The organism is Nonomuraea soli (genome assembly GCF_013761175.1).
GTDB lineage: Bacteria > Actinomycetota > Actinomycetes > Streptosporangiales > Streptosporangiaceae > Nonomuraea > Nonomuraea soli.
The window spans coordinates 635,704-658,790 of sequence record NZ_JACDUR010000004.1 but is presented as its reverse complement, the minus strand read 5'-3'; the positions used below and the strand labels follow the sequence as shown (position 1 = coordinate 658,790).

At 68.9% G+C, this 23,087-nt stretch carries 25 protein-coding genes and 1 pseudogene; 15 read left to right on the top strand and 11 right to left on the bottom strand.

The genetic code is table 11. The features are described from left to right. The first annotated feature begins 102 nt into the window (after window positions 1-102). The 5 genes from HNR30_RS21505 to HNR30_RS21485 all read left to right on the top strand — a co-directional run bounded on the left by HNR30_RS21505 (window position 103) and on the right by HNR30_RS21485 (window position 2,593). Window positions 103-951 carry a helix-turn-helix domain-containing protein gene (locus HNR30_RS21505; RefSeq protein ID WP_181611689.1) on the top strand — a complete coding sequence of 283 codons (849 nt, stop codon included), beginning with the start codon at window positions 103-105 and terminating at the stop codon, window positions 949-951. A gap of 51 nt (window positions 952-1,002) precedes the next feature. Further along, the gene (locus HNR30_RS21500) at window positions 1,003-1,194 is read left to right on the top strand and encodes a DUF397 domain-containing protein (RefSeq protein WP_181611688.1); all 192 of its coding nucleotides are present in this window, start codon (window positions 1,003-1,005) and stop codon (window positions 1,192-1,194) included. 139 nt (window positions 1,195-1,333) lie between these two features. Then, on the top strand, window positions 1,334-1,531 hold the full coding sequence (locus HNR30_RS21495; protein ID WP_181611687.1) for a DUF397 domain-containing protein: 198 nt from the start codon (window positions 1,334-1,336) through the stop codon (window positions 1,529-1,531). 40 nt (window positions 1,532-1,571) lie between these two features. Beyond that, window positions 1,572-1,994, top strand: a complete 423-nt coding sequence (mscL, locus tag HNR30_RS21490) for a large conductance mechanosensitive channel protein MscL (RefSeq protein WP_181611686.1) — start codon at window positions 1,572-1,574, stop codon at window positions 1,992-1,994. A gap of 17 nt (window positions 1,995-2,011) precedes the next feature. Next, window positions 2,012-2,593 (top strand): hypothetical protein, encoded by a 582-nt coding sequence (locus HNR30_RS21485; protein WP_181611685.1) that lies wholly within the window; start codon window positions 2,012-2,014, stop codon window positions 2,591-2,593. 3 nt (window positions 2,594-2,596) lie between these two features. Here HNR30_RS21485 and HNR30_RS21480 read toward each other — a convergent pair whose 3' ends face one another. After that, entirely contained in the window at window positions 2,597-3,508 is a 912-nt protein-coding gene (locus HNR30_RS21480) for a threonine ammonia-lyase (RefSeq protein ID WP_181611684.1), read from the bottom strand. A 12-nt stretch (window positions 3,509-3,520) separates the two neighbouring features. Continuing rightward, window positions 3,521-3,778, bottom strand: coding sequence for a hypothetical protein (locus HNR30_RS21475; protein ID WP_181611683.1), 258 nt, complete (start codon window positions 3,776-3,778; stop codon window positions 3,521-3,523). Between the two features lie 123 nt (window positions 3,779-3,901). On the opposite strand from HNR30_RS21475, the gene HNR30_RS21470 reads away from it, so the two are divergent. Beyond that, window positions 3,902-4,696, top strand: coding sequence for a universal stress protein (locus HNR30_RS21470; RefSeq protein WP_181611682.1), 795 nt, complete (start codon window positions 3,902-3,904; stop codon window positions 4,694-4,696). A 22-nt stretch (window positions 4,697-4,718) separates the two neighbouring features. On the opposite strand, the gene HNR30_RS21465 is transcribed toward HNR30_RS21470, so the two are convergent. Both HNR30_RS21465 and HNR30_RS21460 read right to left on the bottom strand, forming a co-directional pair. Continuing rightward, complete coding sequence (locus tag HNR30_RS21465) at window positions 4,719-5,831, bottom strand: glycosyltransferase (RefSeq protein WP_181611681.1); 1,113 nt, start codon at window positions 5,829-5,831, stop codon at window positions 4,719-4,721. After that, on the bottom strand, window positions 5,831-6,784 hold the full coding sequence (locus HNR30_RS21460) for a glucosyl-3-phosphoglycerate synthase (protein ID WP_181611680.1): 954 nt from the start codon (window positions 6,782-6,784) through the stop codon (window positions 5,831-5,833). The genes HNR30_RS21465 and HNR30_RS21460 overlap by 1 nt, the downstream gene beginning before the upstream one ends. Before the next feature lie 47 nt (window positions 6,785-6,831). On the opposite strand from HNR30_RS21460, the gene HNR30_RS21455 reads away from it, so the two are divergent. Together HNR30_RS21455 and HNR30_RS21450 are read left to right on the top strand one after the other, a co-directional pair. Beyond that, complete coding sequence (locus HNR30_RS21455; protein WP_220133802.1) at window positions 6,832-7,824, top strand: Gfo/Idh/MocA family protein; 993 nt, start codon at window positions 6,832-6,834, stop codon at window positions 7,822-7,824. Beyond that, window positions 7,821-8,918 carry a zinc-dependent alcohol dehydrogenase gene (locus HNR30_RS21450; RefSeq protein WP_181611679.1) on the top strand — a complete coding sequence of 366 codons (1,098 nt, stop codon included), beginning with the start codon at window positions 7,821-7,823 and terminating at the stop codon, window positions 8,916-8,918. Before HNR30_RS21455 ends, HNR30_RS21450 begins: the two co-directional genes overlap by 4 nt. 9 nt (window positions 8,919-8,927) lie before the next feature. Here the strand turns inward: HNR30_RS21450 and HNR30_RS50650 are convergent. From HNR30_RS50650 to HNR30_RS21440, 3 genes and pseudogenes are all read right to left on the bottom strand, one after another. Then, window positions 8,928-10,118 (bottom strand): annotated as a pseudogene (locus tag HNR30_RS50650) (MGH1-like glycoside hydrolase domain-containing protein); the annotation flags it as partial. Continuing rightward, on the bottom strand, window positions 10,115-10,900 hold the full coding sequence (locus HNR30_RS21445) for a sugar phosphate isomerase/epimerase family protein (protein WP_181611678.1): 786 nt from the start codon (window positions 10,898-10,900) through the stop codon (window positions 10,115-10,117). The gene HNR30_RS21445 and the pseudogene HNR30_RS50650, both read right to left, overlap by 4 nt. After that, on the bottom strand, window positions 10,897-11,892 hold the full coding sequence (locus HNR30_RS21440) for a zinc-dependent alcohol dehydrogenase (protein ID WP_312894551.1): 996 nt from the start codon (window positions 11,890-11,892) through the stop codon (window positions 10,897-10,899). The genes HNR30_RS21445 and HNR30_RS21440 overlap by 4 nt, the downstream gene beginning before the upstream one ends. A 120-nt stretch (window positions 11,893-12,012) precedes the next feature. Between HNR30_RS21440 and HNR30_RS21435 the strand changes: the two genes are divergently transcribed. The 5 genes from HNR30_RS21435 to HNR30_RS21415 are packed head-to-tail and all read left to right on the top strand — an operon-like array spanning window position 12,013 to window position 17,173. Beyond that, window positions 12,013-12,891: a sugar phosphate isomerase/epimerase family protein gene (locus HNR30_RS21435; RefSeq protein WP_181611676.1), complete on the top strand. Its 879-nt coding sequence runs from the start codon at window positions 12,013-12,015 to the stop codon at window positions 12,889-12,891. Window positions 12,892-12,925: 34 nt separating this feature from the next. After that, complete coding sequence (locus tag HNR30_RS21430) at window positions 12,926-14,296, top strand: ABC transporter substrate-binding protein (RefSeq protein WP_181611675.1); 1,371 nt, start codon at window positions 12,926-12,928, stop codon at window positions 14,294-14,296. Beyond that, a complete protein-coding gene (locus HNR30_RS21425; protein WP_181611674.1) occupies window positions 14,293-15,201 on the top strand; it encodes a carbohydrate ABC transporter permease in 909 nt (302 codons plus the stop codon). The genes HNR30_RS21430 and HNR30_RS21425 overlap by 4 nt, the downstream gene beginning before the upstream one ends. After that, window positions 15,188-16,033: a carbohydrate ABC transporter permease gene (locus HNR30_RS21420; protein WP_181611673.1), complete on the top strand. Its 846-nt coding sequence runs from the start codon at window positions 15,188-15,190 to the stop codon at window positions 16,031-16,033. Before HNR30_RS21425 ends, HNR30_RS21420 begins: the two co-directional genes overlap by 14 nt. Before the next feature lie 3 nt (window positions 16,034-16,036). Beyond that, window positions 16,037-17,173 (top strand): ROK family transcriptional regulator, encoded by a 1,137-nt coding sequence (locus HNR30_RS21415; protein ID WP_181611672.1) that lies wholly within the window; start codon window positions 16,037-16,039, stop codon window positions 17,171-17,173. Here HNR30_RS21415 and HNR30_RS21410 read toward each other — a convergent pair. Genes HNR30_RS21410 through HNR30_RS21400 form a run of 3 tightly spaced genes read right to left on the bottom strand, consistent with a single transcriptional unit; the run spans window position 17,118 to window position 20,015 of the window. Beyond that, on the bottom strand, window positions 17,118-17,753 hold the full coding sequence (locus HNR30_RS21410; protein WP_181611671.1) for a phosphatase PAP2 family protein: 636 nt from the start codon (window positions 17,751-17,753) through the stop codon (window positions 17,118-17,120). The genes HNR30_RS21415 and HNR30_RS21410 overlap by 56 nt on opposite strands. A 34-nt stretch (window positions 17,754-17,787) precedes the next feature. Then, window positions 17,788-18,507, bottom strand: a complete 720-nt coding sequence (locus tag HNR30_RS21405) for a phosphatase PAP2 family protein (RefSeq protein ID WP_181611670.1) — start codon at window positions 18,505-18,507, stop codon at window positions 17,788-17,790. After that, window positions 18,507-20,015 carry a phospholipase D family protein gene (locus HNR30_RS21400; RefSeq protein ID WP_312894550.1) on the bottom strand — a complete coding sequence of 503 codons (1,509 nt, stop codon included), beginning with the start codon at window positions 20,013-20,015 and terminating at the stop codon, window positions 18,507-18,509. The genes HNR30_RS21405 and HNR30_RS21400 overlap by 1 nt, the downstream gene beginning before the upstream one ends. Before the next feature lie 101 nt (window positions 20,016-20,116). Here HNR30_RS21400 and HNR30_RS21395 point away from each other — a divergent pair, with 101 nt between their 5' ends. Then, window positions 20,117-20,851 (top strand): hypothetical protein, encoded by a 735-nt coding sequence (locus HNR30_RS21395; RefSeq protein ID WP_181611669.1) that lies wholly within the window; start codon window positions 20,117-20,119, stop codon window positions 20,849-20,851. Window positions 20,852-20,894: 43 nt separating this feature from the next. On the opposite strand, the gene HNR30_RS21390 is transcribed toward HNR30_RS21395, so the two are convergent. Further along, the gene (locus HNR30_RS21390) at window positions 20,895-21,635 is read right to left on the bottom strand and encodes a helical backbone metal receptor (protein ID WP_181611668.1); all 741 of its coding nucleotides are present in this window, start codon (window positions 21,633-21,635) and stop codon (window positions 20,895-20,897) included. Between the two features lie 15 nt (window positions 21,636-21,650). On the opposite strand from HNR30_RS21390, the gene HNR30_RS21385 reads away from it, so the two are divergent. Beyond that, window positions 21,651-22,796: a Fic family protein gene (locus HNR30_RS21385; RefSeq protein WP_246378898.1), complete on the top strand. Its 1,146-nt coding sequence runs from the start codon at window positions 21,651-21,653 to the stop codon at window positions 22,794-22,796. Window positions 22,797-23,087 lie beyond the last annotated feature (291 nt).

The following is a 23,087-nucleotide window of genomic DNA, read 5'->3' as shown; positions in this document are numbered from 1 at the left end:
ACCCGGATTTGTCGTGCCAATGGCAATTGCCAAAGGAACGTACCGGTGACGATTTCCTAACTGCCGGGCGCGCGGAACCTGTCGAGGTGTAGCCTCTGGCGCATGGCGGGCGCCAATCCCACCCTTCGCCAGCGGCAACTCGCCCGGCAGCTGCGAGAGCTGCGGGAGCAGGTAGGGCTCAACATCAAGGATGTGGCCGATCGGGTGCTGCTGTCTCCCGGTCAGATCAGCCGCATCGAAACGGCGAAGCGGCGGCCGAGCCTCCGTGACGTACGCGCACTGTGTGAGCTGTACGGCGTACCGGACGGCCCGCTGATGAAGCTGGCCAGAGAGGCCCACGAGCAGGGCTGGTGGCAGGAACTGGAGGACGTCGACTTCCGGCCGCTGCCAGGGCTGGAGAACGACGCCGTGGCGATCTCGGAGTACGAGACGACCACGATTCCCGGGCTGTTGCAGACGCCCGACTACGCCAGGGCGATCATCAAGGGGTATCTGCCGCAGATCGAGCCCGACGTCCTCGATGCGCGGGTCGACGGCCGCATGAAGCGCCAGGAGATCCTCTCCAAGGCGAACCCGCCGCGTTACTGGGTGGTGCTGGATGAGTCCGCGCTCCACCGCCACATCGGGGGCCCTGCCGTCATGGCCCAACAGCTCGCGCAGGTGGCCATGGCCGCTGAGCAACCGCACATCACGATCCAGGTCGTGCCCTACACGAATGGGGCGCACATGGGGCTGGACAGCGCGTTCATGCTGCTGGAGTTCGCGCCGGAGGCGAGCCTGGCGGACACGGTGTACATGGAGACGCTGGCAGGCCAGATCTTCACGGAACGACCCAGACAACTCGAGCGCTTCAACGAGGTACTCGATCACTTGCGCGCCGTGGCGCTGAGCCCGCAGGAGTCGGTCGCGCGCATTCTGGCGCAGGGTCGGTGGTTCGAAACACTGGCATGAACAGTGGGCGCTAGGATTTTCTCGAGAATCACACCTGTCACAGGAGCAACAATGACCCCGACCCCACAGAGGGAACCCGCCTGGAGGGTTGCCTCGAAGTGCAACAACGGTAGCTGCGTTGCTGTGGCAGCCCTGCCGGACGGGCGAATTGGACTCCGCGACACAAAGGACGACAATGGGCCTATTCTCTCTGTCGACCAGGACGATTGGGAATATTTCCTCCAAAGGCTCAAAAAGGCCTAACAGCCAGACTTTTCGAGGGGTGGATGTCTACCACATCCACCCCTTTTGCTGTATTGCGTCCCTTCAATAACTTTGGGCGAAACATCCGGGTTAAGATTGCGTCTTGCGCGTTGCAGTCGATCCCTCAGCGAGGTAGCGCATGAGTCCCTCCCAGGCTCCCGACGAGCTGGAATGGCTTTCCTGCAACAACGGCAACTGCGTCGAGGTCGCCAGAGACGGCGGGTCCGTCCTCGTTCGAGACAGCAAGGATGCCGGCGGAGCAGTCCTGTCGTTCACCACAACGGAGTGGGAGAACTTCCGCGACGCCATCAAGGAGGGCAGCTTCGACAGCATCTGAGGGGGTTTGACCCGACCGCTCGTGGCAAGGGCGCACAGTCATGGGTGGCTTCAAGAAATTCCTCCTGCGAGGCAACATCGTCGAGCTGGCCGTCGGCGTCATCATCGGCGCGGCTTTCAGCAGCCTCATCACAGCCCTGGTCAAGGACCTCATCACCCCGTTCATCGGAGCGATCACCGGCGGGCGCCAGCCGAACTTCGCCGAGTACTCCTTCACGATCAACGGCAGCGTCTTCAAGTACGGCGACTTCCTGAACAACCTGCTCGCCTTCGTCATCATGGCGGCCGTCGTCTACTGGCTGATCGTCACCCCGATGAGCAGGCTGGTGCGCCTGTTCGAGGGTGAGAAGCAGGCGACCACCAAGGAGTGCCCCGAGTGCCTGAGCGAGATCCCGCTCGAGGCGCGCCGGTGTGCCCACTGCACGGTGGAGCTGGTTCCCGCTTCTGAGAAGCCGGACGTGTGAGCTGCCACAATCATCGAATGAGCGTTGAGCTGATGTGCTGGGCGGCGGCCGAGCAGTCGATCTCGAGGGACCGGGCGCGGGCGAGGTATCTGGCCGTGCGCGAGGGCGGGCCCGGTGGTTCGCTGCTGGCGGCCTTCGCCAAGGAGTTCCCCGGGCACGCCGTCGAGTACCCCGACGCGGTGCTGGTGACGATGGAACCCGAGGAGATGGACGAGGTCTCCAACCGGGTGTTCGCCGCCGCGGCGGCGCAGGGGCTGGTCTGCTACGACCCGCAGCGGGATCTGGTGCACAACCGCGGACCGCTCGGCGTCTATCCGGAGATGCAGCTGCACACGGGTGACGGGATGATCGTGGTCAACCCGGACCTGGGGCTGGTGCGTGACTTTCTGGGCACGTTGTCGCCGGGCAATCCGTTCGCCGCGCTCGTGGTGTTCGGGCAGCACTTCATCCAGGTCTCGCCCGGCTACGAGCTGGAGTACAAGGAAGGCTTCATGCGGCGGGCCATGGTCGGCGACCTGGAGGAGGTACGGCGGGCCTTCGCGGAGTACGCCAACGGGGAGCGCGGGTTCCTCGACAGGCACGACTGGGTGCGGGTCTGACGCTCAGCCGCCCTGGATCACCTGGCCGAACAGCTCCGGGTCGACGTTGCCGCCCGAGAGGATCGCGACCGTCCTGCCCTGGCCTACCTTGCCCTCCAGATGGGCGGCGGTGGCGACGGCGCCGCTGGGCTCGGCGACGAGGCGGCCCTTGAGCGCCAGGTGCCGCATGGCGTGCTTGATCTGGTCCTCGGTGACGGTCACGATGCCGTCGAGGCGCTCGCGCAGGATCGAGAAGGTCAGGTCGGACAGGTCGGCGCGCAGGCCGTCGGCGATGGTGCGGAAGGTGCGCGAGGTGTCCCATGACACGCGCCTGCCGAGCGTCAGCGATTCGAGGGCGTCGGCGGCGAGTTCGGGTTCCACGCCGTAGACCGCTACATCGGGGCGCAGGAGTTTGACGGCGGTGGCGATGCCGGAGGCGAGGCCGCCGCCGCTGACCGGGATGAGCACGACCTCGACGTCGGGCAGGTCCTCGACGATCTCCAGGCCGATGGTCCCCTGCCCGGCGATGATCGACGGGTGGTCGTAGGGCGGGATCATGGTGAGCCCGCGTTCGGTGGCGAGCTTCTCGGCGGCGATCACCCGCTGGTCGGGCGGGACGATCACCAGCTCGGCCCCGTGGCCCGCGATGGCTGTGGTCTTGACGGCTGGGGCGCCCTCCGGCACCACGACGACGCAGGGGATGCCGAACGACTTGGCCGCGTAAGCCAGCGCCTGGCCGTGGTTGCCCGACGAGTGCGTCACGACGCCCGCGGGCCTCAGCTCGGCCAGGGCGTTGTAGGCGCCGCGCAGTTTGAAGGCCCCGATGGGCTGCAGGCTCTCCGGCTTGATCCACAGCTCGCCGCATCGCACCAGCGGGGTGCGCACGACGGCGCCGGCTATGCGGGAGGCGGCGGCCCTGATGTCGTCGAGGTCCATGCCGCGATCATCTCAGCTGAGCAGCTGGCGGGACAGGTCCGCGAGCTTCTGCCGCAGCTCGCCCTCGGTGATCAGCCCGCCGTCGAAGGCGTCCTGCGCGGCGTCGCGTTCCGCCACGAAGTACGCGGCCATGATCTCGCTGCGGAGCGGGGTGTAGCCGTGCTCGACGCATTCGGTGAAGACGGCCACCTTGCCGTCGAGCAGAACCGGATCGACGAGGCAGGTGAGGTCTCGGGCGCGCAGGTGGGCGACGGCTTCCTGGAGCGTCATCAGACCGAGTGAACCTTGGATCCGGGTGTCGAGTGTGATCTTCAACTCTCAATCGCCTCCACTTGTGTACAACTGGTGGCTGATGCCGCGTATTCCCTGCTCAGCAGGGGTAGGGAGGCGTTTGTGATCGGTGAGCACGTCGTGGTCGGATACACCCACGACTCCGGAGGACGTGAGGCGCTGGCGATGGGAGCCGCGATCACCCGGGTGACCGGCGGGGAGCTGACGGTGGCGACCGTCTACCCGCCGAAGAGTCCGGGCCTGGCGGTGGAGGCGCAGGCCAATCTCGCGCACGCGGCGATGCGGCTCGGCGACGTGCCGGCCGAGTATCTGGCCTTCGAGAGCCGCGGCGCGGGGCGCGGGCTGGGCGTGCTGTCGAGCAGGATCCGGGCGGATCTGGTGGTCATCGGCTCGGCCGCGGGCGGCCAGCACGGGCGCATCTCGGTCGGCAGCACCGCCGACCACCTGCTGCACCTGTCGCCCGAGGCGGTGATGCTCGTCCCCGACGGCTACGAACCGCCCGAGGACCCGGAGCGGCTGACGCTCATGTACGTGCGCCGCCCGCAGGCCGACGAGGCGGTGGAGCGGGTGGCGCAGGCGGCGCTCCGGCTCGGGGTGCCGCTGCGGCTGGTCACGCTCGACCTGCGCACCGGCGAGGACGACCGGCTGCGCGACGATCTGGCGCTTGCCGTACGGCTGGCATGGGAGAGCAGCGGGCTGGAGGCGGAGGCGGAGATCGCCGAGGGCTTCGACGTGCCGGCGGCGATGCAGGCCATCGAGTGGCTGCCCGGCGAGCTGCTGGTCTGCGCGGCCAGCGAGGACGCCCAGGCGCACCGGGTCTTCGTGGGCGAGGCGGCCGTCAAGGTCGTGCGTGCCTCGACGTGCCCGGTGACCGTGCTTCCCCGCGGTTACGCGTGAACCGCAACCGCGGGGACCGGACTCAGGCGAGCACGCGCTCGTAGAGCCGGAGGTACTGCTCGGCCATGATCTCGGGTGAGAACCGCTCGCGGGCCTCGCGGCGGCACTCCTCCGGATCGATCTCGTGGGCGCGCAGCACCAGCTCGGCCAGTTCCTCCTCGGTGTCGGCGAGGAAGCCGGTGCGGCCGTGGTCGATCAGCTCGGGCAGGCAGCCGCGCCGCAGCCCGATCGGCGGCACTCCCAGGGCCATGGCCTCGACGACCGCGGTGCCGCCCGGCTCGTCCCACTGGATGGGGAAGAGCGCGGCGCGGGCGGAGGCGTAGAGCCGGTCGCGCTCGTCGCCGCCCACGCCACCGATCCACCGCACCAGGTCGCCGTCGAGATAGCGGGAGACCTCTTCGAGGTGGTAGCGCACGTCGGGGTGACCGTGCAGCGGATGTTCCGGGTCGCCCGCGACCGCCTCCAGCTCGGCGGCGGTGTTGAGCCCGCTGACCGGTCCGGCCAGGACGAGCCCGAGGCCGAGCTTCTGGCAGATGCGGGCGGCGATGTGCTGGCCCTTGAGCGAGCAGACGCGGCCCAGCACGATCAGGTGGTCGTTGGTCTCGGCCCGCAGCGTGCTTCCGGCCAGCGGGGTGGCCAGGTGGACGGCGCCGAGCGAGGCGTCGCGCAGCGCGGCGGGGGCACGGGCGATCTGGGACCGCGAGACCCCGTTGACCGCGATCTCCTTGGGCCACGAGCCGTAGAAGGCCGGGTGCTTGCGCAGGTCCCAGTGGAGCGTGTGCAGGACGGGTGGGCCTCCCGCGGCCGCCAGGACGGCGGGGCCGACGACCTCCAGGTGGTCGTGGACCAGGTCGATGTCGTCGCGGCGCCGTAACTCGGCCACCACCCGCGCCTGGTGGGCGTGGGCCAGGCCCATGACCTGGTTGTACGGCTTCTGCAGCTCGCGGAACTGGCCCTCGTCGAAGGCCGAGATCCGCTCCTCCACCTCCAGGCCGGACGTGCCCACGGAGGCGAGCACGATCTCGACCCCCTTGGCGCGCAGCGCGGGCACGAGCGTGGCGACGACGTTCTCGATGCCGCCGTATCCGGCCGGAGGGACGGGCAGCCACGGCCCGGCGTTCATCAGCACCTTCATCAGGCCGCCCCCTCCTCCATGACGCTGTCGAACACCGAGGCCAGCGGCGGCCGTTCGGCCACGGCGACGTCGGTGACGGTCACCTCCCGCTCGGCGCTGAACTGCATCAGCAGCGAGGCGGGAGCCTCGGAGGCGACGATGCGCCCCTCGCGTTCCAGCCGGGACCACGCGGTGAGCATGATCTGCCCGGCCATCCTGCCCAGCGCGGTGGTGGACTGGTGGCTGTGCTCGCGGCTGCCCAGGTCCACCTGGGCCATCGCGTCCAGTCCGACGAGCCCGAGCAGGTCGATGAGCAGCGCCGTCTCGACCCCGTATTCGGTGACGAACGGCACCCGCTCCAGGGTCTCGCGCCGTCCGGCGTACTCGCCGCCCAGCGGCTGGACGAACCCGGCCAGCTCGGGCCAGAACAGGTTGAGCATGGGCCTGGCCAGGAGTTCCGTCACCCGGCCGCCCTCGCCGCGCTTGTCGCCGAGCGGCCGGTCGTAGGCGGCCTTGACGTAGTGCACCGATGGATCGGTGAGCAGCGGGCCGAGCAGGCCCGAGACGAAGTGGGCCCCGAAGTTGCGCAGATCGGCGTCGATGAAGACGACCAGATCACCGGTCGAGGCTGCCAGCCCTTTCCACAGCGCCTCCCCCTTCCCCGACATATATGGCATGTCCGGCAGCACGTCGTCCTGGTGCACGACCCGGGCTCCCGCCTTCGCGGCCACGGCCGCGGTGGAATCGGTAGAGCGCGAGTCGACGACCAGGATCTCGTCCACCAGATCCGCCAGATCACGGCGGATCACCGACACGATCTTCCCGACCGTGTTCTCCTCGTTCCTCGCGGGCAGCACGACGCTGACCGTGGTCGTGCCCTTGGCCAGGCGCAGCACGTCGAGCGGCCAGTCGGCCGCGTGGGTCGTGCGGGGGCCCAGCCACTGCCTGGCACGCGCCAGGGAATCTCTTTTCATGCAGTCAACCCCTCAAGAGGTGATGGCCGCCGTTTCCCTGCCCCTGGGTGCGTCTTTCGAACATCCCGTTTGCTGCGTCGCAGAAGTGGGATATGCCGACCATGTCCCTCGAAAAAGTTCGTATCGGCATCATCGGCGCCGGAAATGTCGCCGCCCGCCACGCGGACGTCCTTTCCGCTTTCCCCGACGTGACGATCGTGGGCGTCGCCGACACGGATCCCCACAAAGCCGAGGCATTGGCCTCACGGCATGGCGCCCCCGCCTACGGCGGCCATGCCGACCTCCTGGATGCCGGCGAGATCGATGCGGTCTACGTCTGCGTTCCTCCTTTCGCGCACGGTAACCCGGAGCTTGACTCGCTGTCGTGCAATCTGCCGATTTTCGTAGAAAAGCCGCTGGCGGTGGATCTCGCCACCGCAGAAAAGATCGCGGCCGAACTCTCACGCCGCGGCCTGCCTTCCGCGGTCGGCCATCACTGGCGCTATTTGCACGTCCTGGAGCGCGCGCAGGATCTGCTGCGGGACCGCGAGATCCGCCTGGTCGCCGGGCACTGGCTGGACAAGGTGCCGCCGGTGCCGTGGTGGATCGACCGCGAGATGTCAGGCGGCCAGATCGTCGAGCAGGCCGTCCACGTCCTGGATCTGGCCCGTGTCCTGGCCGGCGAGGTGAGCATGGTGCACGCCGTGCCCAGCACGGCCGACGGCGTCGACTGGGCGACCGGGGCGGTGCTGCGCTTCCGTGGCGGCGCCGCCGGGCTGCTGGCCACCACGTGCGCGCTGGAGCGCAAACACCGGGCCGACCTGGAGATCCACGCCCAGGGCCTGTCGCTGGAGATCAGCGAGACGAGCCTGGTGGTCGACGGGCAGGCCGTTCACGAGGACGATGGGCAGGCCAAGGTCCGGGTGGACCGCGAGTTCGTCAACGCCGTGCGGGGCGAGCCCGCCGATGTGCGCGTGCCGTACGAAGAGGCGGTACGGACGCATCGGCTGGCGCTGGCGCTGGCCCGCTCGGCTCTCGAGGAGGGACCGGTGACGCTGTGAACAAGGTGCTGAGCATCGACGGGCCCGGCGAGATCAGCTGGGTCGAGGAGAAACCGGCCGACATCCCTGACGGGGGCTTCCGCGTGGAGACGCTGTTCAGCGGCGTCTCGGCGGGCACGGAGCTGACCTTCGTCAAGGGCGTCAACCCCTACCTGAAGTCGGTCTGGGACCCGTCACTCGGGCTGTTCACCGAGGGCACGCCAGGAGCGGCCTACCCGGTGCGCGGCATCGGCTACATGCAGGTCGGCGAGGTCGTCGAGAGCAGGACCTCGATGCTGAAGCCCGGCGCGCGGGTGGCGATGGCCTACGGCCACCGCACCGGCTACGTCGCCGACCCGATGACCGACCGCTTCGTCGAACTGCCTCCCGGCTTCGACCCGCTGATGGGCATCTACGTGGCCCACATGGGCCCGATCTGCGCCAACGGCCTGCTGCACGCCGCCCACGACCTGCACGGCCAGTCCGTGCGGAGCCTGGGCGACGGGGTGCGCGGGCGCAGGGTGGCGGTGACGGGCGCGGGCGTGGTCGGCCTGCTCGTCGCGCAGTTCGCCAGGGCGTACGGCGCGGCGGAGGTGGCGGTGCTCGACGAGACGCCCGACCGGCTCGCAATCGCCGACCGGCTCGGCTTCCTGACCCTCAGCGGCGATCCCGCCCTGGAGCTGAAGCGCCGCTGGCGCCACGGACCCAACGACCGCGGCGCCGACGTCGTCTTCCAGTGCCGGGGTCAGGCCAGGGCGCTGGCCCTGGCGCTGAAGCTCCTGCGCCCCCAGGGCGCCGTGATCGACCTGGCCTTCTACACCGACGGCGCCCACGAGGTACGGCTCGGCGAGGAGTTCCACCACAACGGGCTGGCCCTCAGGTGCGCCCAGATCGGCCGGGTGCCGCGTGGCCTGGCCCACTCGTGGGACCGCGAGCGGCTGTCGCACGAGACGATCCAGCTCCTGCGCGAGCACGGCGACGAGCTAGGCGAGCACGTGATCACCGACGTGGTCGCCTTCGACGAGGCGCCCGATCTCCTGTATGACCTGGCCACTCGCCGCAGGCACACCGTCCAGGCCGTGCTCCGCCGCGATGTCCAGCACGAGAGCGGCTGACCAGCTGAAGTCGCGGCAGCCGTGGCCCTCCAGGGTGAACGGGTCGAAGTACTCGCGGAACCCGGCGTGCGTGACCGCCCTGACCATCCCGTCGGCGACCAGCGCGCCCAGGTCGGGGCGGCGCTCGCGCAGGCCCTGCCAGATCAGCCAGGTGAGGTTGATCCAGCTCGGCCCGCGCCAGTAGCGTGCGGCGTCGAACTCGGGCGCGCCGGGAGCGAAGCTGGGGATCAGCCCGCCCTTGACCTCGAAGCGGTCGAGCGCGGAGCCGATGAGGGCGCTGGCCACCTCGCGCGGCAGGCCGGGCAGCATGAGCGGCACCAGCCCGGCGGCGCTGTGCGAGCGCAGCAGCCTGCCGCTGCGCGGGTCGCGCGCGTGGAACAGGCCGTCGTCGTAGAGGTGCTCGACCATCGCCGAGGTCATCGCCGCCGCCTCCTGCTCGTGCGGCTCGGGGTCGCACCCGATCCGCTCGGCGATGAGGGCGAGGTGGTGCTCGGCCACCGCGTAGGCGGCGTTGAACAGGGGGCACTCCACCTCGAAGGCGCCCGCGCGGCGGTAACCGGTGTCGCGGTAGGCGCGGGCGAGCGCGGCGTAGCGCTCGTAGTCGCGGTCGGTGGGGCGCTCCTCCGCGCTGACGTGGGCCAGGTCGCGGCGCACCGCGCCCATCGGACCCGCCTCCACCTCGGCCAGCACCCGGTCCCACGCCGGGCTGTTGTCCATGCCCGACTCCCACGGGTGCACGATCGAGACCAGGCCCTCCTGGCTGCGCCGTGCCGTACGCAGGAACTGCTGCTGGGCGACCAGGCGCGGGTAGATCCGCGAGAGGAAGGCCCTGCTGTCGGGACTGTCGGGGGCGGCCTGGTGGACCCTCCAGGCCGCCAGCGCGTGGACCGGCGGTTGCACGATGCCGGAGGTGGCGGTGCCGGACGGGGCGCGCACCTCCCAGAACTCGGGGCCGGGGAAGTAGGCGCCCTCGGGCACCGCGGGGTTGAAGACGATGTGCGGCACCCTGCCGTCGCGCCACTGGGCCCCGAACAGGGTGAGCAGCTCGGCCCTGGCCCGTCGAGGCGACCAGCGGGCGTTGCCGATGGCCACGAAGGCGGAGTCCCAGCTCCACTGGTGGGGGTAGAGCCTGCGGCTCGGGACGGTGTGGGAACCGTCCCAGTTGGCGACCAGGACTCGGACGGCGTCGCGGAGAATCATAGGAATTTCCTGATGAAGGCTGCTGTCTGCGGAAGGACGATCTCGGGCTCGCCACGGAGCCTGCACTCCAGGGCGAGGTAGCCGTCGTAGCCGATGGCGTCGAGAGTGGCCAGCTCGGCGGCCCAGTCGACGTGGCCGGTGCCGGGCTGGTTGCGGTTCGACTCGCTGATCTGCATGTGGGCCAGGTACGGCGCGGCCTCCACGAGGGAACGGCAGGGGTCGTCCTCCTCGATGTTCATGTGGTAGGTGTCGCCCACGATCCTGATGGAGTCCATGGCGCAGTAGGAAACCGCTTCCGCGAGCGTGTTGACCATGTGGTTCTCATAACGGTTCAGCGGCTCCAGCATGATCAGCACGCCGTTGCGCTGCGCGTGCTCGCCGAGCTGGCCCAGCGCCTCGGCCAGGACCTCGCGGTCCTCCTCCGCGCCGCGCGGCGGCTCGAACGGCGGCAGGCGGCGGGAGAACTGGCCCCAGGAGGCCGGGGTCATGACGCCGATGCCGCCGAGCTCGCCGATCACGCTCAGCTGCGACCTGAGCTGCTGCACGGCGTCCTTGCGCTTGGCCGGGTCGAAGTCGCCGATGAAGTGCGGCATGTCCACGCACACCGTCGGCATCACCACCCCGTCGCCCAGCGCCCGCTTGAGCTCGGTGAGGCGGGTGGCGAAGTGGAAGTCGCCCTTGCCGCGCAGTTCGATGGCGTCGAACCCGGCGTCCACCGCGAAGGCGAACTTCTCCTGCAGGGTCCGTCCGGGCAGCAGCTGTTCCTGTACGGCGAGCTTCACGGTGTCTCTCCAAATCTGAACACCAGCTGCAGCACCTCCGCAGCGTGGTGGTCGAGCAGTTCGAACGCCGCGGAGGCGTCGTCGGCGGGCATCACATGGGTGACCAGCCGGAGCACGTCGACCTCGCCCCGGTGGACGAGCTCCATGAAGGTGCGCTGCAGGCGCTCCACGTCCCAGCGGTGCGACAGCCACGAGGCGACCCCGCCGATCTGGCTGGAGACCAGCTGCACCTGGTTGTGGTGGAACTCCTCGCCGAGCCGCAGGCCCATGGCGTCGCCCTGGTAGAAGCCGGCCGCCACCACCCGGCCGCCCTGCCGTACGGTCCTGATGGCCTCGTGCAGGCCGCGCACGTTGCCCGACAGCTCGATGGCGGTGTCGGCGCCGCTGATGCGCTTGCGCACGAACTCGGCGCACGAGCCGGTGAGGATGTCGAAGGTCTCGGCGGCGCCGAAGGCCTTGGCCAGTTCCAGCCGGGCCGGGATGCCCTCGGCGGCCACGACGCGGGCGCCGCTGAGCTGGGCCAGGCGGGTGGCGAGCAGGCCGATGACGCCCTGGCCGAAGATCGCGACCTGGTCGCCCAGGTGGATGTCGGCGGCGTGCACGGCGTTGAGCGCGATGGCGCCGACCCGCGCGAAGACGCCCGCGATCGGGTCGGCACCCGGCGGGATGACGTGGCCGGCGAGCTTCCCTGCCGGGAGCACCGCCTCCTCGCGGTGGCCCCAGACGCCCCACACCAGGCTGCCCACGGGCGGGTCCGTGACGTCGGGCGCGGCCTCGACGACCTCCCCGACCTCCTGGTAACCCCAGCCGGCCAGCGGGTAGGCGTGAGTGTGGCCCTCGACGAACAGGCGTCGCTCGGTGTCCCACTGGCGGGACAGGTAGGGGTTGGTGCCCCGGTAGGCGGTCAACTCCGTGCCGGCGGAGACTCCGGAGTAGATCGTCCGCACTCGCACGTGGCCCGGCTCGAGATCGCCGGAGCGTTCCACACGCACGCCGACGACGCCAGGTTCTTCAATAGTGATGACGCGCATTCCCCACACTTACGCTTTTCGATCAGTCAAAAGTTTGGCATTTGCCAGTTATAAGTGTACGACTTCTGCTGGAGATGGCTTATGAAATTGGGCTTCCTGACTGCATGTCTTCCGGAAACCGGCCTTTCCGCCATCGCGCGGTGGGCAGCCGACCAGGGCTTCGAAGCCCTGGAGGTCGCTGCGTGGCCGACAACGGATGACCGAAATCACATCAGACCCGACGCCTTCGACGACGCCGAACACACGCGCGTCAGGAAGATCTTCGATGACACCGGGCTGACGCTTTCTTCGCTCGCCTACTACGACAACAACCTCGCCTCCACGCAGGTCAACGCCCATGTACGGCGGTGCGTCGAGGCCGCGGCAGCCCTCGGCTGCCCCACGGTCGGCACCTTCGTCGGGCGCGATCCGTCACTGAGCGTCGCCGACAACCTTCGCAAGGCCACCGACGTCTTCGGCCCGCTCGTCGAGCACGCCACGCGGCACGGCGTCGAGCTGGTGATCGAGAACTGCCCCATGAAGTCGTGGCACCAGGACGGCCATCCCGGCAACCTCGCCTACTCCCCCGAGCTGTGGGAATGGATGTTCACCCTCGGGCTGAAGCTCAACTTCGACCCCTCCCACTGCGTCGCCGTGGGCATCGATCCCGTCGCCGCCGTCCGGCCGTACATCGACCACATCGCGCACGTGCAGGCCAAGGACACCGAGATCCTCGGCCGGGCGATCGACCGGTGGGGCTTCTACGGCCCGGTCAGCGGCGAGAAGGGCTGGTACCGCTACCGGGTGCCGGGGCGCGGCTGCGTCGACTGGACCGGCGTGATCGACGCCCTCCAGGAGGGCGGATACGACGGTGTGGTCTCTGTGGAGCATGAGGATCCGGTGTGGAGCGGGAGCACGAGTCGGGTTCAAGCCGGTCTCGAAATCGCGTACCACACGTTGCGGCCTCTCGTAAGGGGGTAAAGGCGGCTCATCCTTCAAAAGTGAGGAGCGTGCCATGCCGAACAGGGTCACCGCCGTCTTCTCCGCCGCGTTACTCGCCCTGGCCATCAGCGCGTGCGGCGACGACGGGCAGCCCGGCGAGCAGGCGGACAACCAGATCACCGTCTGGACCGAGGAGAACCTGGCCGACCGCATCGCGGTCCAGCAGAAGATCGTCGACGAGTTCACCCAGAAGACCGGCATCAAGGTCGAGCTGGTGGGCGTCGCGGAAGACCAGTTCAGCCAGACCGTGACCTCCGCGGCGGCGGCGGGCACCCTGCCCGACGTGATCGGGGCGCTGCCGCTGTCGGCGGTGCGCGAGCTGGAGGCCAACGACCTGCTCGACACCGAGACGCCCGCCAAGGTGGTGGACCAGCTCGGGCGCGACACCTTCTCCAAGCGCGCCCTGGAGCTCAACACCGCCGGCGGCAAGCTGCTGGCGGTGCCGAGCGACGGGTGGGCGCAGCTCATCCTCTACCGCAAGGACCTGTTCGAGAAGGCGGGCCTGGCTCCGCCCGACACCTACGAGGCGCTGGAGGCGGCGGCCGCCAAGCTCAACACCGGAGGTACGGCCGGCATCACCATGGCGATCGCCCCCAAGGACTCCTTCACCGCGCAGAGCTTCGAGCACGTGGCGCTCGCCAACGGCTGCGAACTGGTCGACCAGTCGGGAAACGTCGCCCTCGACTCGCCGAACTGCGTGCGTGCCTTCGAGTTCTACGCCAAGGTCGCCTCGCAGTACTCCGTGAAGGGCATGCAGGACGTCGACTCCACCCGGGCCACCTACTTCTCGGGGAAGGCGGCCATGATGATCTGGTCGTCGTTCATCCTCGACGAGATGGCCTCGCTGCGGAACGACGCCCTGCCCTCCTGCCAGGAGTGCAGGGCCAACAAGGAGTGGCTGGCCAAGAACACCGGTGTCGTCACCGCGTTGAAGGGGCCCGACGGGAGCGCGCCCGCGCAGTACGGCGAGATCGTCTCCTGGGTGATCACGCGTGACGCCTCCGCCGACCCCGCGCAGAAGTTCGTGTCCTACCTGATGAACGAGGGCTACGAGCGCTGGCTGGGCATGGCGCCCGAGGGCAAGTTCCCGACCCGCACCACCTTCGCCGACAAGTGGGACAAGCTGCCCGCCGGGGTCGACACCAAGAAGCCGCTGTCGGAGATCTACCCGGCCGACGTGCTGGAGGCGCTGCGCACCTCGCCCGACACCTTCGCCCGCTGGGGCATCCCGCAGGGCCAGGGCAAGCTGGTCGGCGCCACCATGGGCGAGCTGCCGGTGCCCAAGGCGCTGGCCGGGATCGTCGACGGCTCACTCACCGCACAGGCCGCCGCCGCCCAGGCCAAGACCGATGTGGAGACCATCAAGCGCGGGATCCGCGAATGAGGGTCCGCACCCTACGGCAGCAGGAGGCGAGGGCCGGCCTGGCCCTCATCTCCCCCACGCTGATCATCACGCTGGTCGTCGTGGTGGTGCCGCTGTTATGGGCCATCATGCTGGCCTTCCAGGACGTCCGCCTGATCAACATCAGGCGGGCGGGCCTGTTCGGCAACTACACCCTGGAGAACTTCACCTACGTGCTGGCCGAGCCGGGCTTCTGGGGCTCGCTGGTCAACACGCTCATCTACACGATCGCCGGGACCGCCCTGTCGATCGTCATCGGCCTGGTCGCGGCGCTCGCCCTGCGTGACCGCTTCCCCGGCCGCACCATCATCAGGGCCAGCATCCTGGTGCCGTACATCGCGCCGGTGGTGGCGGTGGCGTTCCTGTGGGAGGTGATGCTCAACCCGCAGTTCGGCATCGTCAACACGTGGCTGGCCGAGCCCGTCGCCTTCCTCACCCAGGCCAAGGGCACCTTCCTGGGCATGGAGGTGCCGGTCGCGCTGATCACGGTCATCCTCTTCGAGGCCTGGCGCTACTTCCCCTTCGCCTTCCTGTTCATCCTGGCGCGGCTGCAGGCGATGCCGCACGAGCTGGAGGAGGCGGCGACGGTCGACGGGGCCACACCCACCCAGCGGTTCCGCTACGTGATCATGCCGCAGCTGTGGCGGATCGTCGCCCTGCTCAGCGTGCTGCGCTTCGTCTTCACCTTCACCAAGTTCGACGACGTCTACCTGCTCACCGGCGGCGGAGCGGGCACCGAGGTGGTCAGCGTGCGCGTCTACAACTTCCTGACCGCCCGCGACGACATCGGCGCCTCGGCCGCCCAGGCCATCGTGCTCGCCCTGGTGCTCGTCGTCTTCCTCATCGTCTACCTGCGGTCGTTCGGGAGCGCCGATGAGCAGAGATAGGTTCGAGCGCGCGCTGTTCAGGGTGCTGCGGCCGATCACCATCGCGGTGCTCTTCCTCGTCACCGCCTTCCCGTTCTTCTACATGGTCATGTTGTCGGTGCGCGACATCCAGGAGCTCATCCTGGACCCCGGCTCGCTGCTGCCCGAGCGGTGGACCCTCGCCACCTACCGCGACGTGCTGACCAGGCAGGGCTTCCTCACCTTCATGGCCAACAGCGCCATCGTGGCCGTCGCGTCGGTCGTGGTGACCCTGCTGATCTCCATCCCCGGCGCCTACGCGGTGGCCAGGCTGGACTTCTTCGGGCGCCGCCAGGTGCACTTCCTGTTCCTGGCCGTCTACCTGTTCCCGGCGATCGTGCTGGCCATCCCGCTCTTCGTGCTCTTCACGATGATCGGGCTGCGCGGCTCGCTGCCGGGGCTGATCCTCGTCTACATCGCGCAGACCGTGCCGGTCACCGTGTACATGCTGCGCAACTACTTCGAGACCGTCCCGGCGAGCGTCGAGGAGGCGGCGGCGATCGACGGCTGCGGACGCGTCGAGACGATCTGGCGGGTCGTGCTGCCGCTGTCGAAACCCTCGCTCATGGCGACCGGCCTGTACGCGTTCATGATCGCCTGGAACGAGTTCCTGTTCGCGCTGCTCTTCCTGGTCGAACGGCGTGACCGGTGGACGGTCTCGCTCGGGTTGTCGCAGCTGGCGGGGAGTATCGAGATCCCGACCACGGTTCTCATGGCAGGATCGGTGGTTCTGACACTTCCCATCGTGGTGCTGTTCTTCGCCAGCGAACGGCTGCTCACGGAGGGTCTCACAGCCGGTGCGGAGAAGGGATAAGGCATGTTGACGGCAGGACAGGTCCTCCAGCTGATCAGGGAGGGCTCCTGCCGTACCCGCAAGGAGCTGATCGAGTTCACGGGCCTGTCCCGCTCGACGATCACCGACCGGGTCGACCGGCTGATCGACGGGGGCTACATCCACGAGTCCGGCGTGGCCTCCTCCGGCGGCGGTCGCCCGCCCAGCGTGCTCGACGTCGACTCCAGCAACCACCTGGTCCTCGTGGCCGACCTCGGGGCCCACCACGCCAGGGCGGCGCTGACCGACCTCGCGGCCCGCCCGCTGGCCGAGGAGTTCACCGAGATGCCCATCGAGCTGGGCCCCGACCGGGTGCTGACCTGGGTACGGCAGGCGTTCCAGCGCCTGCTCGACCGCACCGGACGCTCGGCCGCCCAGGTCTGCGGCATCGGCCTCGACCTGCCCGGCTCGGTCGACCACGAGACCGGCCGGGTGATCAGGTCCTTCCTGATGCCCGGCTGGGACGACCACCCGATCAAGGAGGCCATCCGCCAGAGCTTCGACGTGCCGATCCTCGTGGAGAACGACGCCAAGGCCATGGCGCTGGGCGAGTGGTGGTCCAAGTGGCGCCACTGCCGGTCGTTGCTGCTGGTCAAGGTCTCCACCGGCATCGGGGCGGGCATCGTGCTCGACGGCGCGATCTACCGCGGCGTCGACGAGGCGGCGGGCAACATCGGCCACGTACGGCTGCGCGAGACCGACGACCGGGTGTGCACCTGCGGCTCGCGCGGCTGCGTGGCCTCGCTCGCCAGCGGGTTCGCGCTGGCCGGCGACCTCGGCCTGGAATCCAGCCGCGCCGTGGTGCGCCAGGTGCACGCCGGCGACCCGGCGGCCATCGCCCGCACCCAGGAGGCGGGCCGCACGCTCGGCGTCGTGCTGGCCACCGCGGTCAGCCTGCTCAATCCCGGGGTGCTCGTGCTCGCCGGCGACATGGCCGAGACCGGCGAGCACTACCTGACCGGCATCCGCGAGAGCGTCTACCGCCGCAGCCTGCCGTACACCACGCGCAACCTGGAGATCGTCACGGCCTCACTCGGCGAGCGGGCGGGCATCGTGGGCACCGCGGTCATGGTGATGGAGCATGTGCTGTCGCCGTCAACCGTGGATGCCGCTCTTTCCTGACCAGGATCGCCCGGCGCACCACGAACAGGCAGACCAGCCCGAGCAGCACGCCCCACAGCACGTCGCTGAAGAAGTGCATGCCCCGGTAGATCCGCGACAGCGCCACCGCCGCGGGCGCCAGGATGCCGATCGTCCACCACAGCGGGTGCCAGGCTCGTGGCGTGCGCATGAGCAGGATCACCGTCATCGCGCCGTAGAAGCAGACGGCGGCGCTGACGTGCCCCGATGGCCAGCTGGAGGTGGGCGGCGCCGGATCCAGGTGCTCCACCGGCGGCCGGGAGCGGCCGACGAGCTCGGTCGTGGCCAGGAAGACCAGCGACTGCGACCACACGGCCAGGATCAGGAAGACCGACTCCAGCCAGCGTTTGAACACCAGGCGGAAGACGATCGCGAACAGAGCGGTGAAGCCCACGATGTACGGGGTGTCCGACAGGCTGCTGCCGAAGTCGGTGAGGGTGTTCAGGTCGGCCGTGCGCTCCTGGGCGATGTCGCGCATGGCGGGGGTCTCCACCGAGTTCAGCCCCATGGCCGCCTTGCCGACGGCGAAGGTGACCAGGAGCAATCCCAGGAGAGGCGCCACGAGGGATTTCAGATAGTCGATGACGTGCCCGTGCCTAGTGATGGGAGATCTCCTTTGCCGCTTCGGGTTCCACTCCTTCCACGACCGGCTCGGCGGGACGGCGGCCGCTGTCACGGCGCCAGCGCTCGAAGGCGATCGTGGTCGCCGCGATGACGGCGATGCCCAGCAGTACCCCTCCCACGGCGTCGCTCACCCAGTGCACGCCCAGGGCGACGCGGGTGTAGGCGACCGACAGGGCCAGGAAGCCCGCGATCACCCACGCCCAGATCCGCAGCCTTCGCGTCATCACCGGCAGCAGCATCAGCACGACGATCCCGGCGCCCATCGTGGCCGTCATCGCGTGGCCCGACGGGAACGACTCGCCCGGCGCGAGCGCCAGCGGATCGGGGAAGACCGGCCTCGCGCGGTCGGTGAGCGCCTTCAGCGCCAGGTTGAGCAGGCCGCCGACCGTGATCGTGGTGACCGCCCAGACGGCCAGCCGCCTGGCGCCGCGATAGGCCACCCAAGCGGCCAGCGCCAGGACGGCGATCCGCCACGGCCACGGCCCGAAGACCTCGCTCCACACGTTGATCAGCTGCGTGCGGAGCGGGCGTGCCAGCCCGTAGGCGTTCATGGCCTCGGCGACCGTCCGGTCCAGCCGGTGAAGGGGCGGGAAGACCACCTTCACCAGGATCGTGATCAGCAGGAAGGGGATGCTGACCGCCGCCACCACGGCGGAGGCCAGGGTCAGGTTGACAGTGAGGTTCTTGGCCATCAGAAGCTTCCCGATCTCCTCAGCGCCGGCGGGCGCCCGTCGGGATCCACCGCCACCTTGTACAGGGGGTAGACGAGCCTGCGGCGCCACCGGGTCAGTTCGGTCGAAGGGTGCGGGCGCAGCCGTCCCGGCGGACGCGGGCCCTTGCACCCGGACTCGTGCCACGACTCCAGCCGGTCGGCCGACTCCCTGAACGCCTCGAAGACGTCCTCGGGCGGGTCGTCGTCGTCCAGGTGCTCGGCGGCCAGCGTGCGCCGCAGGCCGCGGGCGAAACTGTGATCGAGCACCGCGCAGCTCAGCTCGGAGTCGTAACTCCACGAGCGCAGGTTCACGTTGTCGGAGCCGACCGAGGCCCACGTGTCGTCGACCACGCAGACCTTGGCGTGCACGTAGACCGGCACGCCGTCATGGTTCTCCAGGTCGTACACCGCCACCCGGTCGCCGCCGGCCCGCTGCAGCCTGACCAGCGCGTCGGCCCGCCCGATCTGGCTCGCCGGCCCCGCCAGCCAGCCGTCCTGGTCCGGGTAACGCGGGACCACGATGATCATCCTGAGCTCCGGCGACTCCCGCAGCGCCCGCGCGAACGGCTCGATCACCTCGGTGGACCACAGGTACTGGTCCTCCAGGTAGACCAGGTCACGCGCGTTCCCCAGCACCTTCCCGTAGGCCCTGGCCACACTGAACTCCCCCAGCGGGGCGAACGGATAGGCGAGCCTGCGATACGGATAGGTCCTGAGCAGCTGTACGGCATGCGGCCCGGCCGGAGCGGGCGGCGGCCCCGGCTTGGGCAGCGGCGGCACGTCGTCCATGTGCGAGAAATGGTCGCGCAGCCTCCTGAACGGCTGACGCGTCTCCGGCGCCGGATCCTCCCAGCGCTCGCAGAACACCTTCTCCACCTCGGCCACGGCCGGACCCTTGATCGCCACCTGCACGTCGTGCCAGGGCGGGCGCTCGCCGTACACATCAGGCATCGGCGCCGCCTGCGGGTCACCCCGGTGACTCGCGTCGTCGCGGCGGCTGTGACACAGATCGATGCCGCCGACGAACGCCACGTCGTCCTGCGGGCGCCGGTCATGCCGGACGATCACGAACTTCTGGTGATGCGAACCGCCCGGCCGTACCCGCGTGTCCAGCAGCGCCTGGCCACCGGCCTCCTCGATCTTCTCGCCCAGATGCCGGTTCTCGGCCGCGCTGAAGCGCAGCTTGTCGAGGTGCGAACGCCAGATCAGACCCCTGACCAGGGCACCCCTCGCGGACGCCTGCGCCATGACCTCGGCCACCCCCGGCCCGTCCTCGGTCAGCCGCTCGTCGGGATCGCCCCGCCAGTCGGAGAACAGCAGCAGGTCGTCCTTCTCGAGGGCGTCGATGCAGGCCTTGAGTTCTGAGAAGTAGGTGGCTCCGTGGATGAGCGGGCGCACGAGGTTCCCCGTCGTCCAAGGCTCCAGCTTGGTCGCGGGGTTGCCGCGCTCCTGCGCGGTCAGGAACCACTCCTCCGGCTTGATGGGCACCCTGACCTGGCTACCCGGCTATGTGGCGATCATGCTGCCGTATTCACCAGATTCGGAGAGTAGTCATCCGATAGCCTTCCGTTCAGGTTCTCGACGAGGAGATGGCGGAGGCGAAGGTCGTCATCAGGCGCGGCGACACCGTGCTCGTCCTCGACACCGATGACGGACCGTACGTCCTCATCGTCGAAGCCCAAGGCTGCGAGGACAAGCACAAGCCCGCGGCCTGGGCCTACTACGTCAGCTACGTCACGGCCAAGTACGACGCGCAGCCGATCCTGCTGGTGATCTCGCGCGACGCGAAGACCGCAGGCTGGGCCCGGAGGTTCCACTACATCGGGCTGCCTGATCGACCCTGCCTGATCGTCTGCCCGCTCGCTATAGGTCCTGACGACCTTCCGGCCGTCACCGACTTCGACCAGGCATGCAGTGACCTGGTTCTCACCGTCTTCTCCGCACTCGTCCACGCGGAGCGACCGGAGGCCGAGGCGATCCTGGAGGTGCTCTGCATCGCCCTGGCCACCATCCCGACCGACCTCGCCACGGAACTTGCCGCCTTCGCGGAGGCGGGGCTCCGGGGAACGACAGCGTTCGACTATTGGAGCAGAATGATGAGCATGAGGAGCATCGACTACCAGACGGTTCTCGAGCGCGAGGGCGTGGCGAAGGGGCTGGCGAAGGGGCTGGCGGAAGCGCTTCTGGGGGTCCTCGCCCACAACGAGGTCGAGGTCAGCGACGACGCCCGCGCCCGCATCGAGTCCTGCACCGACCCCGACGTCCTGAGGCGATGGTTCGTGGAGGCCTTCGACGTGTCCACCGCCGAGGAACTGTTCGACTGATCGATTCGTCGCGTGTTGAGCGGGCCGGATCCCTCCGGCCTGCTCAACCGATCGCGAGCGCCCCCGGCGCCTCGACCAGACTCGGGCCGTACCAAGTCAGATAGCGCCCGCTGACCAGCACGGTCTTCTGCCCGGGAAAACACTCGGGCCCGTCATCCGCGGTGAACATATAAGGCTCATCCGGCAAAATCACCAGATCCGGATTTTCGCTGACAAGCTCACCCAAGGACACCTTCGGATACCGCTCCTCGTGCCCCTCATACAGGTTGTCGATCCCCAGCCTGCGCAACACATCCCCGGTGAACGTGCCACTGCCCACAACCATCCATGGCCTGCGCCAGATCGGAACGACCGCCGTCCGCCTCGTTTCCGGCCGGGGCAAGTCGCTCCAGACCCGCTCAGCCTCACGCAGCCAGGAGGGCTTGGGCGTACGGCAGGCATGCTCGAACATCCTCGCCAGCGACTCGAAAGCCTCCTCCACTGTCCGAATCCTGGTCACCCACACAGCGATGCCCTGGTCACGGAGGGCTTGAAGGTCGGGTTCCCGGTTCTCCTCGAAGTTGGCGAGAACCACATCGGGGTTGAGGGCAGCGATCTTCGCCAGATCCGGGTTCTTCGTGCCCCTGACCCTTGAGACATCGAGGTCATGGGGGTGGGTGCACCAGTCGGTCGCACCTACGAGCTTGCCCGTTGCGGCCACCGATTCGGTGAGGGAGGGAACGATCGACACGATGCGGTCGACTCGGTCGGGCACATCGACATCGACACCCAGGTCATCTCGCACACATCCACCCTAGACATGGCAGCAATGCTCTATCGCACGCCCATCCTCACATCAGAAGACAGCAGAGTCCTTCTGGAGATCAAAGCCGCCCGGAGGGACCTGCACCACCATGCCCTCAGCGCTCCCGCCAAGCTGATCGCCGGTCTACGAAAGTTCCTCGCCGCCGACGCGATCGCCGCGTCCAACTCCATCGAGGGCTTCAAGGTCTCCACCATCGACGTGGAGGACCTGATGGAGGGTGAACGAGACGTCGACGTCACCGACGAGAACCGCGAGGAGACCCTCGCCTACCAGCGAATGATGACCTACATCCAGTCACTCCACGACGCCCCCGACTTCGCCTACAGCACCGGCTTCATCAACGCCCTGCACTGGATGCTCCAGGGCCACCGCCACTCCATCCGCAAGCCCGCCGGCCAGTGGAGACGAGGCCCCGTCTACGTCACCGACGCCCGCGACCCCAGCATCGCCGCCTACACCGCCCCCGAGGCATCCCAGGTGCCGGGCCTGATGTCGGAACTCACCGACTGGCTCAACACCGACGACGGCACCAGCCCCCTGATCCGAGCGGCCATGTCGCACCTGCACCTGGTCTCGATCCACCCCTGGGCCGACGGCAACGGCCGGATGTCACGCTCCCTGCAGACCCTGCTCATCTCCAGAGACGGCACCCTGGCGCCGGAATTCTCCTCCATCGAGGCCTGGCTGGGCCGCCCGGGCAACACGTGGGAGTACTACTCCGTGCTCGCCCGCCGAGGTGTGACCTACCACCCCGATCAAGACGTGTCGGAGTGGATCCGCTTCAACCTCACCGCCTACCACCAGCAGGCTCAATCGGTACACGCCCGGCTCGACCGCTCCAACCGGGTGTGGGTTCTCCTCGAGGAGTTCGCCCGGCATCGCGGGCTGGACGAGCGGGTGGTCACCGCACTCCACGACGTCGCGGTCTCCGGGCGTGTACGGCGCAGCCGCTACGAGGCGGCCGAGGGGTTGAGCGTGCAGCAGGCTCAGCGTGACCTTCGCGACCTGGTGACGGCTCAGCTGCTCACACCTGTCGGGAAGACCCGTGCTCGGTTCTACACCGTGGGGCCCGCCTTTCCTGAGCCTCCGCTGGAACTCGCACGGACTCCGTTCTCGCTGGTGGATCCCTACCAGGCGTGAGGATGCCTGCTCGGCTCCCCGGTTCATCCTGACCGATAAGGCCGGACGGTCGCACACTATCGACCCTGAGCCAAGGACCATCCGCGCCCGAGAACCCCGAGCGGGGTGTCGATGGCCCCCGGGCCATCGACCTCGGGGGTGTGGGGGTGGGCCGAAGGACCACCCCCACCAGGCACAGCCCGAGGCCGACCAGCGCCGAAGGCGCACGACCCCCGCGAGGCCCATGCCCGTGGAAGGGGGGCGAGGGGCGAGAACTACGGACGGGTTGTCGATGGCCCCCGGGCCATCGAC

Coding starts and splice junctions, on each gene's coding strand:
- HNR30_RS21425 (WP_181611674.1), top strand. CDS start 14,293: ATGAGGGTCCGCACCCTACGGCAGCAGGAGGCGAGGGCCGGCCTGGCC.
- HNR30_RS21385 (WP_246378898.1), top strand. CDS start 21,651: ATGGCAGCAATGCTCTATCGCACGCCCATCCTCACATCAGAAGACAGC.
- mscL (WP_181611686.1), top strand. CDS start 1,572: ATGGGTGGCTTCAAGAAATTCCTCCTGCGAGGCAACATCGTCGAGCTG.
- HNR30_RS21430 (WP_181611675.1), top strand. CDS start 12,926: ATGCCGAACAGGGTCACCGCCGTCTTCTCCGCCGCGTTACTCGCCCTG.
- HNR30_RS21405 (WP_181611670.1), bottom strand. CDS start 18,507: ATGGCCAAGAACCTCACTGTCAACCTGACCCTGGCCTCCGCCGTGGTG.
- HNR30_RS21505 (WP_181611689.1), top strand. CDS start 103: ATGGCGGGCGCCAATCCCACCCTTCGCCAGCGGCAACTCGCCCGGCAG.
- HNR30_RS21415 (WP_181611672.1), top strand. CDS start 16,037: ATGTTGACGGCAGGACAGGTCCTCCAGCTGATCAGGGAGGGCTCCTGC.
- HNR30_RS21465 (WP_181611681.1), bottom strand. CDS start 5,831: ATGAAGGTGCTGATGAACGCCGGGCCGTGGCTGCCCGTCCCTCCGGCC.
- HNR30_RS21480 (WP_181611684.1), bottom strand. CDS start 3,508: ATGGACCTCGACGACATCAGGGCCGCCGCCTCCCGCATAGCCGGCGCC.
- HNR30_RS21485 (WP_181611685.1), top strand. CDS start 2,012: ATGAGCGTTGAGCTGATGTGCTGGGCGGCGGCCGAGCAGTCGATCTCG.
- HNR30_RS21475 (WP_181611683.1), bottom strand. CDS start 3,778: ATGACGCTCCAGGAAGCCGTCGCCCACCTGCGCGCCCGAGACCTCACC.
- HNR30_RS21460 (WP_181611680.1), bottom strand. CDS start 6,784: ATGAAAAGAGATTCCCTGGCGCGTGCCAGGCAGTGGCTGGGCCCCCGC.
- HNR30_RS21435 (WP_181611676.1), top strand. CDS start 12,013: ATGAAATTGGGCTTCCTGACTGCATGTCTTCCGGAAACCGGCCTTTCC.
- HNR30_RS21420 (WP_181611673.1), top strand. CDS start 15,188: ATGAGCAGAGATAGGTTCGAGCGCGCGCTGTTCAGGGTGCTGCGGCCG.
- HNR30_RS21500 (WP_181611688.1), top strand. CDS start 1,003: ATGACCCCGACCCCACAGAGGGAACCCGCCTGGAGGGTTGCCTCGAAG.
- HNR30_RS21395 (WP_181611669.1), top strand. CDS start 20,117: ATGGCGGAGGCGAAGGTCGTCATCAGGCGCGGCGACACCGTGCTCGTC.
- HNR30_RS21495 (WP_181611687.1), top strand. CDS start 1,334: ATGAGTCCCTCCCAGGCTCCCGACGAGCTGGAATGGCTTTCCTGCAAC.